The organism is Pedobacter sp., from assembly GCF_035317785.1.
In the GTDB taxonomy this organism is placed as follows: Bacteria; Bacteroidota; Bacteroidia; order Sphingobacteriales; family Sphingobacteriaceae; genus Pedobacter.
In genome coordinates this window covers 1-10,895 of record NZ_DATHGC010000358.1, presented here as the reverse complement: position 1 = coordinate 10,895, position 10,895 = coordinate 1, and the positions used below count along the sequence as shown (strand labels likewise).

The following is a 10,895-nucleotide window of genomic DNA, read 5'->3' as shown; positions in this document are numbered from 1 at the left end:
AAAGGGAATACGCCATCCCCATTCCAGGAGCTGGGCTTCGGAAAGCAGCAGCCTTTGCAGGATCAGCTGAATGCCAAGAGCCAGCAGCAGGCCGCCAATTAAAGTGACGTACTGAAAGCTGGAGTAAAAACCACGGCGGTTTTTGCTGGCCATCTCGCTCAGGTAAGTAGCAGAGACACCATATTCGCCCCCCACACTCAGTCCCTGCAATAGCCTGGCAGTGAGTAATAAAATGGGTGCTGTAATACCGATGGTATGATAAGTTGGGGTCAGCGCAATCATTAAAGAACCCAGAGACATCAGCAGTACCGAAAGGGTCATCGATTGTTTACGGCCGGTGCGGTCAGCGATCCGGCCGAAAATATAACCACCCAAAGGGCGCATTAAAAATCCGAGGGCAAATATGCCCGCAGTATTCAGCAACTGCACAGTAGGATTACCCTTTGGAAAAAAAGATGCCGAAAAGTAGATCGCGAATGCAGAATAGGCGTACCAGTCGTACCATTCGACGAGATTGCCTATCGAGCCGCCAAAAATGGCCTTAAGTCTTCTTACTGAAATCTCTTCAGCCATCTACTGGTTCATTTGTTTTTAGCCCGTTTAAAGATCATACCTTTTCATAATGGAGGCCTATTACCCCTAAGGAAAATGTTTTTGTTTCTGTAAGCTTCAATTCTACTTTACTGCTGATGTTCTTAAATATAGGAATCCCTGAACCAATAAGTAAGGGATTTACAAACAGCCAGTATTCATCGACCAGGTTATGCGCTGCCAGTTCATGAAATGCAGAAGGGCTTCCGATCATTAGAATTGTTCCGCCTGGCTGCTGTTTGATCTGCTCAATTCCCGCTGCAACATCTCCTCCAATGAAGCGGGTGTTTGCACGCCGGGTATCCTTCATCGAGTTTGACACCACTATTTTTTCAACCTTATTGTACCATTGTCCATGTTCAATGTCATGTTTTGAGGCATTTGGCTGTTCAGCAGCCGTTGGCCAGTAACCGTCCATCATCTCATAGGTCTTCCTGCCGTAAAGCGCAGCATCGGCATTTTCAGTAAATTGACCGACGGTATCAAACATTTCGTCATTGATGCGGATCCAGTCCATTTCTCCGTTAGGGCCTGCAACAAATCCATCAAGGGAAACGTGCATCAGCAATATTATTTTTCTCATAGCTGTATTTTTTGTGATTTTTATAACGGTAAAGTTATGAGGTAAATGACACCGCAGTCCGTCTTAAAAACGACAATTTCAGGGGGTGAATGAGACAAAGATCTAGTTTACTTTTTTCAGTACGGCTGCGCCGGATTTCTTTTCATTTACTTTTGCCGGATTACCTTTGTAGCTGATCTCGCTTGAACCCTCTGTATTGACACTAAGTTCGTTCAGAACATTGATGTTGGCTTTTGCAGTTCCGGTGACGTTGATCTTGTAAACACCTGAAACGAAGTTGAAAGCATCTACGTCGGCGATGCCTGTGACCATAAGGGTGTGTGAGCCCGTCTGTCCGGTCAGTTTGAATGTGCCGGTTCCATCTATATTAGTGCTCAGATTTCCGGCTGTCAGGTCCAAAGTCACTTCTGATGAACCTGCCATGCTCAGTTTCAGGTCGCCTGCGTAAATGCGCTCCTTACCTGAAACCTTCAGGGACCCGTCTCCTTTTAGTTCTTTCAGTGCGCCTATTCCGGCTTCTACAACAATGGAATCTTTGCCGCAATACGCTTCTTCTTTTACTTTAATGTTGAGCTGGGCACCGCTTACGTCAACCTTCACGTATTTCATTAAATTAGAATCTGTCGCTATCCTGACGGCATAACTGCTGTCCTGTCTCAGGATCAGTATGATCGAACCTGCGACACTGATCTTATCAAACGGCTTTACGACCGTATTCTTCTCTATATGGTTTCCGGAATCTTCAATGCAATCGGTGTTACATCCTGTAAATAAGAAGGGGAGCAGGCAGGCAATGATGCTTAATTTTTTCATGGTCACAGATTAGGAGTTTAAATATAGCGATTTTTTAACTTCACCTTTCAGCCTGTATCCGCAAATATTAAGCCCCGCTTTGAGCAGGGTGGCTTTGGACCGTTGGTTATTTACGTTGCACCTGGCTGCGGGTACCCTCCCCATTGCATATGCCGCTTTCTTCAATTCCTGTACGATCAGGCTTCCCAGTCCCCGTCCGCGAAAGGACTCCTTTACCTGCATGTAAATGTCGGCATAGGGCATGTTGTAGTTCAGCATCAGTCCGCCGCTGGCGATCACCTGATCATTTTGTACCAGGACGTAATCACTGTCGTCATCGCCCATTTCATCTGAATCCGTTCTTTTTCTGAAAATTACATCAGGAATATGGTAGCTGGTTTCCGTATGATCCTCAAAAAGTATGGCCTCCGGTCTTACCAGCTCTGAATGTTCATACAGCATGGACGACAGCAGCAGATCGTTGCTCTGACCTTCTATATAAAGTGGTTTGCTGACTCTCACAAATTCCGGGAAAATCAGGTTTGAAAACTTACGATAGGGTCTGAGCACATAAAATTCAAAGATGGTATCCCTGTCCTCCCGTTTATCGGTTCCCCATACAGACCCATAGCCAACCCTTAAGCCATCCATGAAGATGAGATAAGTATCTGCCCAGCCATAGTCATGGCATTTATTGCATACGAACTGAAAATTGCCTTCATTCAGAAACAATATTCGAAGATCCTGAATTTCACTCAGGACCGTTTTTTCTACCTTCAATTCCATGTCAAATTAATTTCTTTATAAATTTAATAAAAACTATTGCTGATTAACAGGTATAATGACCGGACCTTTTGTCGCTACAATTTCGGCTTTGGTCGACTCTTTGTTCTAATCCCTGGTGAAATAACTAGCTTTGATTTTTACTGTCGCAGGCAAATGAATACATCTGTTAAATTCCGGCACATCAGCATCATTCTTCACACCCTGATCTGGGGAGCGGTACTTTTATTGCCTTATCTCGTTTCCACTTCAGAACAGGATTTCAAGATAGGGCCGATCCCCGGGCTGTTCTTTACCGTTGCGGGAGTTATTCATATGGCTATCTTTTATCTTAACGCCTATTACCTGATTCCTAAACTGCTCAACAGACGGTTATGGTGGTTATACCTTCCCGCATCGGTTGTACTGATCGTCGTCTCATTTCAATTGAAATATTTGATTCTCGCGCAGTGGTTCCCCGATGTACTCAGGGATATGACTGCTTATAAGTTTGTATTTGGTCCTTCGGTTGCAATTTATTTCATCAGTATAATTTACCGTAAGGTGGTTGATAAAATCCGTTACGATCGTGAGCAGCAAAAGATCCGTGCAGCGCAGCTTTCTTCGGAACTAAAGTTCCTTCGTTCACAGATCAGCCCGCATTTCCTGTTCAATGTGCTTACCAATCTGGTCTCGCTGGCCAGGAAGAAATCGGACCAGATGGAGCCTTCCCTGCTGATGCTTTCAGAACTGATGCGCTATATGCTCTACGATACTAAAGGTCAGAAAGTGGCCCTAAGCAAGGAGATCTCATATCTTAATAATTATATAGCGCTTCAAAAACTGCGCTTTGGCAACGAGGTAGAGATCCTGTACCATATTGATGCCGGTACCAATGATGAAGAGCACATGATTGAGCCCATGCTGCTGGTTCCTTTTGTAGAGAATGCATTTAAGCACGGAGTGGTCCATCTGGAAAATCCGAAGATCAGTATCAGCCTTTCTGTAAAAGAGGACATCCTGATTTTTGAAGTATTAAACCAGGTTGATGATCAGCCGGAAGCCAGTAAGGATGAAAGCTCAGGAATCGGACTGGCCAATGTCCGGTCGCGGCTGGAAATGCTTTACAAAAACAGGCACAATCTGAAAATTAAAACAGACCATCAGCAGTTTCACATACACTTAACGTTAATGCTCAAATGATTAGATGTATCGCTATCGATGATGAGCGGCTGGTCCGCGAACTGCTGGAAGACAATATCCGGCAGCTGCCATTTCTTCAACTGATCCGGACCTGTAAAAATGCGCTGGAGGCTTATGAAGTGATGCAGACGGAACAGGTAGACCTGATCTTTCTGGACATACAAATGCCGGGTTTAAACGGTCTTCAGTTTTTAGCTTCTTTGCAAAAACCGCCAATGGTGATCCTTGTGACAGCCTATGAGCAGTATGCGCTCCAGGGATTTAACCTGCAGGTAGTGGATTACCTGCTGAAGCCCTTTAGTTTTGAACGGTTTTTAAAGGCCTGCAACCGGGCCAATGAACTCTTCCGGCTTCAAAACCAGCAGCCAGACAGCCTTCCCGAAATCCAGGATTTCTTCGTAAACGTGGAATATACGCTGGTCAAAATTGTGGTCGCGGACATTGAATACATTGAGGGTTTAAAGGACTACATCAAGATCTATCTGTCTACCGCTGCCAAACCTGTACTTACACGTATGACGATGAAAGCCATGGAAGAAAAATTGCCGGCTGATGCTTTTGTGAGAACGCATAAATCGTTTCTTGCTGCAGTAAGGAAAATTACCACCGTTAAACGCGACTTTGTTTGTATCGGCGATAAAGAAGTCCCGGTCAGCGAGTTTTATAAAGAAAATTTAAGCAGGGTGCTTCATCCGCCAAAGACCTAGTATGTCACATTTACCCCTCAAGATTGCCGCGGCGGCACCCGCGTTAAGTGATTTGATGCAGGTAGATTTGTATTAAACAAGAACTCAATGTATGGAAACAAAACAATTGGCCGGACGTAAAGAATGGATTGGCCTCGCCGTCATCGCCTTGCCCTGTATCCTTTATTCGATGGACCTTACAGTGCTCAACCTGGCTGTGCCGGCTTTAAGTGCAGACCTTAAACCCTCCAGTACGCAATTGCTCTGGATCATGGATATTTATGGTTTCCTGGTGGCCGGGCTGCTCATCACTATGGGCACATTGGGCGACAGGATCGGGCGCAGGAAGTTGTTGCTGATCGGCGCCGCTGCGTTTGGCCTGGCTTCTGTTTTTGCGGCGTTTGCAAGTACCGCAAGCATGCTGATCCTTGCCCGTGCCTTACTGGGTATTGCAGGGGCCACACTTGCGCCTTCTACTTTGTCACTTATCCGTAACATGTTTCATGATGACCGCCAGCGTACCGCAGCCATCGGGATATGGATAGCGAGTTACTCTGCGGGTGGTGCGATAGGGCCACTGGCAGGCGGTTTTATGCTCGAGTATTTCTGGTGGGGATCTGTATTCCTCATCGGCGTACCGGTGATGCTGCTGTTACTTTTGCTCGGCCCCATACTGCTTCCTGAATTCAAAGATCCGGATCCGGGACGGCTGGACCTTGCGAGCACACTTTTGTCGCTTGCAGCAGTACTGTCGATCATCTATGGGCTAAAGCAAATTGCGGCCGGTGAAACGGACTGGATGACCATACTGATTATTTTTGCCGGGGTACTGCTGTCGGCAGTATTTATCCGGAGGCAAAAAAAGCTCACACATCCCATGATTGATCTTCAGCTTTTCGGCAACAGGACCTTCAGTTCCGCCTTATTGATCTATGGCCTGGGTGGTTTCTTCATGTTCGGTTCTTTTTTCTTCACTTCACAATACCTGCAGCTGGTATTGGGCTTATCTCCCTTACAGGCCGGATTGTGGCTGCTGCCCACTTTTTTTGCCTTTATTGGCGGGTCTCTGCTGGTGCCGAAACTGGTGAGAAATTCTAAACCGGCACTGGTGATGGCAGTGGGACTCGCTGTCGGGGCAGTTGGTTTTGCCCTGCTTGCTGCGGTGCGCATAGACTCCGGGTTATATATCATGGTGACTGCCGGGGTTGTCTATTGTTTTGGACTTGCGCCAGTTTTCACGCTTACTACAGATTATATCATTGGCTCGGCTCCGCCTGAAAAAGCGGGCATGGCGTCTGCCATTTCAGAAACAAGTGCAGAATTTGGCGCTGCAACAGGGATTGCTATCCTTGGCAGCATTTGTACAGCCATTTATCGTACGAAGATGAGCAATGATTTGTCTTATGGTATTTCCCCGGAAGCGGCTAAGATTGCCAGAGATACGCTGGGTGGTGCTATGGCTGAAGCAGAAAAGCTTCCGGCAGAATTGAGCGTTCCCTTGATGAATGCGGCGAAGGAGGCCTTTGTTCTGGGATTTCATTTTACCGCCATCTTTACTGCTGTGGCCATGGCCGCGCTTGCTGTTCTTGCATTCAGCCTGCTCAAACAGGCGCCAGCCGGAGCGGGGACTGAAGTCGAGCCGATGGCATGAGTATATTGACAGTTATGGGAATTAGTCAGGCGTCGAGCAACTGGATTTCCAGGGTTATGTTTTCCCTCGCCTGTTGTTCAAGCCGGTCAGAAAAATACCTGGTTTTGAAAATAGAAAGCATGTTGAGGAAATTTTGCAGGATTTTTTTTCTGCCGATGATATACAGATCGTCGGGGTACATGTGATACTCTTCCCTGATGCTGAGCAAATAGCGGTAATAGGTATCCCAGTCAGCGCCTAAAACGGAAAGGTCCGCGTCCAGAAAATAACCGAGATCAGGGTCATCAGAACTGAAATGCTGCTTGGTAGCGAGGATTGCTATTTTGCAGTTTTCAATGGTATAGGGCATCACGCCAATTTCCCGCATACGTTTTTTGGCCAGAGCAGCACTTTGCTCCTCATTGTCATTACCTGAAGGATCATAAACTACGTCATGGTAGAATAAAGCAAATAGTATGGCGTCCCAGTTTTTGACCTGTTCCTTTACTGCTGACAGCTCCCCAAGCATCCGTTCAAGGTGGCTGAGGTTGTGATACCTTCGGCTGCTATGCATATAAGCAAGCTCCAGTTCGTTCCAAAGCCGCTCCGCAAAGGCCGGTCGTTCTGTATACTTAGCTACAAGGATATTAAAAGGTTCCTTTAACGTCTCCATTTTTGGATTTCCATTATAAAGGTAAAAGTAAAACAAGTATGTTAGCCAGATATTAATTTATACCAGGAAATTCTGTGAACGAGACTTATGCAGTGATTGAAATGTGCCACTTTTCAAGTTTAGTCATCAGGTCATCCAGCCTGATCGGTTTACCAATGTAGTCATCCATGCCTCCATCCAGGCATATCTGCTGGTCGCCTTCCATCGTATTGGCGGTAAGTGCAATGATAACAGGTTGCTTGATTAACTTTTCTCTGATCAGGCGGGTCGCTTCCAGCCCATCCATAACCGGCATCTGCATGTCCATAAGAATTATATCGTAATTTTTGTTAATGGCGGCTTCCAGTGCCTCCTGCCCATTTTTAACCAGATCAGGCTCATATCCCAGTTTGTGCAAAATGTTCACGATCACATGCTGGTTCATTAAGTTGTCCTCTGCCACGAGCAGGATAAAAGGATATTTTTCGGAAAAATCGGCTGACAGTTTTTTCGGAATGATTTGTTCGGGCGCTGCGGGTATACTTGCCTGAAGTGCGCCGAGGATATGTTTGCTTAAAATGTGCTGGCGTATCGGCTTGGTCATCACAGAAACAAACAGCTCACGCTGGTCGTCTTTAAATTCTTCCCCGACAGAACTGAGCAGTACAATAGGTATGGACGGGTAACGTTCCCGGATCCGTCTGGTCAGCATTATTCCATCCATTCCTGGCATCAGCATGTCTGTAATGATTAAATCTACCGCAGGGTCAGCTGAGAGAATGGCCAGCGCCTTTTCCCCGGAATCAGCCAGCAGCGGCTGTAGTTCCCAGTTTTCCAGCTGACGGCTCAGGATGGTCAGGTTAGTTATATTGTCATCAACCAGCAGGATCTTCTTGCCCTCCTGTTCATGCATGCTGTAATGCTTATAAGGTATCAGTACCTTGGTTCCGGCACGGGTTCTCAACGTAAATGAGAAGGTCGATCCCTGATCGGGTTCACTGACGACACTCATTTCGCCGCCCATAAGCCCAACCAGCTTTTCAGATATTGCCAGGCCAAGACCAGTGCCGCCATATTTGCGGGTGGTAGATGAATCTACCTGGGAAAAAGCCTTGAACAGCCTGCTGAGTTTATCGGCAGGGATGCCGATCCCGGTATCGCGCACGTCGAATTTCAGCTCCAGCGACGCGTCCTGAGTGTTCCTTCCCAGATGGACTTCGACACAAACCTCTCCGTGTTCGGTAAACTTCATCGCATTGCCCACCAGGTTGATCAGCACTTGCCTGAGCCGCAAATGATCTCCAACAATTTGCAATGGAACATCATTGTCAATCTGGTATACCAGGTCCAGTCCGAGATTAGCTGCCCGGGTACCAAAAATATCCAATACATCCTCGATACACTGGCGCAAATTAAAATCTTCACTTTCCAGTTCAAGGTTGCCAGATTCTATCTTCGAGAAATCCAGGATATCATTGATCACATTCAGCAGCGTATCGCCACAGGTTGTGATGGTTTCAGTAAACATACGTTGTTCATCTGTTAGGTCACTTTGGTTTAAAAGGGCAGCCATGCCGATTACCCCGTTCATCGGTGTCCGGATCTCGTGGCTCATCGTAGCCAGGAAAATGCTCTTGGCCTGGTTGGCCTGTTCGGCTTCTTTACGGGCCTTTTCCAGCTCAAGATTAGACAAGAGGAGTTGTTGATTCGCTTTTTCCAGGATTTCTTCATTACGCTTCCGCTCCAGGGAAAGCTGGGCCTCTTGTTCCAGTTCAGCCATTTTCATCGTCTGGGAAATTTGCTGTTCATTGTATTTCCGAAGCAGGTACGCCCATAAACCGCAAATGAAAAAGATCACGGCAGCAAGCAAGATGTGGATCACAAATGTCTGAAGATCAAAATAATCTAGCCGGGTGAAGTAAATCTTGCTGAAGCCGGTATTTTGCAGGTATCCGAAGATGGCGTGATGGGTGAGCACAACGACCAGCATCGGAATCTGCAGCTTCCAGTTCTGGTAAGTAATGAGCAGCGTACTGCCGATAAAAGCAAAAAAATGCATTTCGAACAGTCCATGCATCTGGTAAATATATTGTGCCATAAAAATGCCCAATACAGCGCTTAATACGTATTGATAAAGGTCGGATGAAGGCAGCGCAATTTTAACCGAATAATACGCCAGCATTGAGAGGCCACCAATACCGAAAGCAATCAGCCAGGTATCATAAAAAAGGGCAAATACAAGTCCAAGTAAAAAATACGCAGTAAGGAAGTAATTCATTAACCGGTCTGACCTTTCCTGCACGCCGAATAGCAGGGCACGGACAGGATTATCGGGTGGCGTTCGCTGAAGGTTCATATATATGTTTAATAACAAGGTATCGGTTAATTTTTACAATCAGGCAGGCTGCAGCCATAAGACTTTAGGGCCAGGGGGCTAAAAACCACTTCCGTCTGTTTCAGCAGTAAGCCTCTTAATGCGATTTTCGCATAACTGGTCTTTTCGTCCGTGCAGTAACGGCTGCTGTTGTAATTTCCACGGTAATACAAGCGGTGCCGGCTGTCCAGCAGAGCCGCCTGTGGGGTAGAGTAGACTCCGCAGGAGTCCGCGAGGGCGGGGTCAAATAAAACTGGTATGTCAAGGTCAAATTTATCCCGGATGGCCCCGGAGGTAAAGGATTTAGGGCTCAGGACCACGACCATGAAATCTACTTCGCCTGAGTATTCTTTCACCAGTGATTTAAACTGCGCGATGTTGAACCGTGAACATGGACAGTCCGGATTGAAAAAATGCAAAAATACCGGCTTGCGGTTGTTATTAAATTGCCCGTTTAAGCGGATCAGTTTGCCCGGACTTGCCGGTTTATAATCTTTTGGGACAGGCGTAGGCAGCTGGTACCTCCAGTCGTTGTACCAAAAGAGGGCAACCATCCCAGAAAGCAGTATCAGTAACCAGGATATGGCCATTACCTTTTTCATGTGCTTGTCAAATAAAACTTTATACCTTTTGCTGATAAAACTTGGATATGTAAAAGTAAATAAGTTTTATAATGTTTTCAGTTTTAATTATTAGGAGCGACTTTAGCCGAAACTTGAAGAAAATGAATGCGGAAGTAACACAATAAAAAATATTTGCATGTCAGGTTTCATAGGATTATCTGTTTATTGCGTTTGCTAAATAAGTTATTCCTGAAAAAGCAACGAAATTTAGTAGAGCAATTGCAGGAAGTAGATAAAGATGTTATATTTTTTTAATCCATCAATGCTAAGGCCAGTAAAATCCACAGGGGCATTCCCACTATTAATGCTACGATAAAGTAGGATATTTTGTGGGCAAAGTTGACAGTCCAGCCAAAGCCTGATTTTTTTTCTACCCAGATAGAAGGGTCATTGGGGTTCTTATAAAAGACTCCCCATGTCCAATAGTTATTGTTTTTTCTATCCAGTTCATTCATCGCGGTAAGATCTAACGGATTGCCTTAGTAAAATTGCCTGCAAGTATCAGTTTATTTTAACCTTCGGGATACTTCTTGTATTTAAATATAATGAAACCACAAAACCAAAACCCAGATTGATAAACTCCAGGATCGGGCTCAAAAAATTGGTTACTACCTTCATTTTCTGCCGCACCCTGAGCTGCGGAAGTGTAGACGGCTTTTTGTTCTGCCCAATCTTTCTCACCACGGTTTTGCCTTTTAGCTGATACCGCACCAGATTGCCTATTTTTCCTTTAAAATTTCCGAAAGAACCATTGTCTCCTCTTGCCATAATATGTTTTGTTTCAGTTTACAATTGCTTATGCGTTCAGGCCTTCCAGATCTAAGCAGGTATTGACAAGGTGTTGACAAGGTGTTGCAAAGTGACTCGTCCTATACAGACTTAACATCTCCACGAAGAAGTATTTATTAATGATTAACTTTAAGAGATGTCAGTAGAAATTACAGATGCCAAATTTGGTAGACTTTATCAAGAGTCTTATAAGAAGGCGATAGTTTTAGA

Annotated in this window: 12 protein-coding genes; 3 read left to right on the top strand and 9 right to left on the bottom strand. The window is 45.5% G+C overall.

Going from position 1 to position 10,895, the window contains the following annotated elements:
- From VK541_RS22275 to VK541_RS22260, 4 genes are all read right to left on the bottom strand, one after another.
- On the bottom strand, positions 1-573 hold a 573-nt coding region (locus VK541_RS22275; protein ID WP_324372753.1), incomplete at its 3' end, for an MFS transporter.
- A 34-nt stretch (positions 574-607) separates the two neighbouring features.
- Positions 608-1,174, bottom strand: coding sequence for a dihydrofolate reductase family protein (locus tag VK541_RS22270; protein WP_324372752.1), 567 nt, complete (start codon positions 1,172-1,174; stop codon positions 608-610).
- Positions 1,175-1,276: 102 nt separating this feature from the next.
- Positions 1,277-1,987 carry a head GIN domain-containing protein gene (locus VK541_RS22265; RefSeq protein ID WP_324372750.1) on the bottom strand — a complete coding sequence of 237 codons (711 nt, stop codon included), beginning with the start codon at positions 1,985-1,987 and terminating at the stop codon, positions 1,277-1,279.
- A 9-nt stretch (positions 1,988-1,996) separates the two neighbouring features.
- On the bottom strand, positions 1,997-2,752 hold the full coding sequence (locus tag VK541_RS22260; protein ID WP_324372749.1) for a GNAT family N-acetyltransferase: 756 nt from the start codon (positions 2,750-2,752) through the stop codon (positions 1,997-1,999).
- Between the two features lie 153 nt (positions 2,753-2,905).
- Between VK541_RS22260 and VK541_RS22255 the strand changes: the two genes are divergently transcribed.
- The 3 genes from VK541_RS22255 to VK541_RS22245 all read left to right on the top strand — a co-directional run bounded on the left by VK541_RS22255 (position 2,906) and on the right by VK541_RS22245 (position 6,268).
- Positions 2,906-3,931 (top strand): sensor histidine kinase, encoded by a 1,026-nt coding sequence (locus VK541_RS22255; protein WP_324372748.1) that lies wholly within the window; start codon positions 2,906-2,908, stop codon positions 3,929-3,931.
- Entirely contained in the window at positions 3,928-4,638 is a 711-nt protein-coding gene (locus VK541_RS22250) for a LytTR family DNA-binding domain-containing protein (protein ID WP_324372747.1), read from the top strand. The genes VK541_RS22255 and VK541_RS22250 overlap by 4 nt, the downstream gene beginning before the upstream one ends.
- Positions 4,639-4,729: 91 nt before the next feature.
- Complete coding sequence (locus VK541_RS22245) at positions 4,730-6,268, top strand: MFS transporter (protein WP_324372745.1); 1,539 nt, start codon at positions 4,730-4,732, stop codon at positions 6,266-6,268.
- 25 nt (positions 6,269-6,293) lie between these two features.
- On the opposite strand, the gene VK541_RS22240 is transcribed toward VK541_RS22245, so the two are convergent.
- The 5 genes from VK541_RS22240 to VK541_RS22220 form a co-directional block, all read right to left on the bottom strand.
- Complete coding sequence (locus VK541_RS22240; RefSeq protein WP_324372744.1) at positions 6,294-6,920, bottom strand: hypothetical protein; 627 nt, start codon at positions 6,918-6,920, stop codon at positions 6,294-6,296.
- A gap of 85 nt (positions 6,921-7,005) precedes the next feature.
- Positions 7,006-9,255, bottom strand: coding sequence for a response regulator (locus tag VK541_RS22235; protein ID WP_324372743.1), 2,250 nt, complete (start codon positions 9,253-9,255; stop codon positions 7,006-7,008).
- A gap of 26 nt (positions 9,256-9,281) precedes the next feature.
- Positions 9,282-9,875, bottom strand: coding sequence for an AhpC/TSA family protein (locus tag VK541_RS22230; protein WP_324372742.1), 594 nt, complete (start codon positions 9,873-9,875; stop codon positions 9,282-9,284).
- A 272-nt stretch (positions 9,876-10,147) separates the two neighbouring features.
- Positions 10,148-10,351, bottom strand: a complete 204-nt coding sequence (locus VK541_RS22225) for a DUF5808 domain-containing protein (protein ID WP_324372741.1) — start codon at positions 10,349-10,351, stop codon at positions 10,148-10,150.
- 46 nt (positions 10,352-10,397) lie between these two features.
- Positions 10,398-10,664 carry a DUF6266 family protein gene (locus tag VK541_RS22220; RefSeq protein ID WP_324372740.1) on the bottom strand — a complete coding sequence of 89 codons (267 nt, stop codon included), beginning with the start codon at positions 10,662-10,664 and terminating at the stop codon, positions 10,398-10,400.
- Positions 10,665-10,895 lie beyond the last annotated feature (231 nt).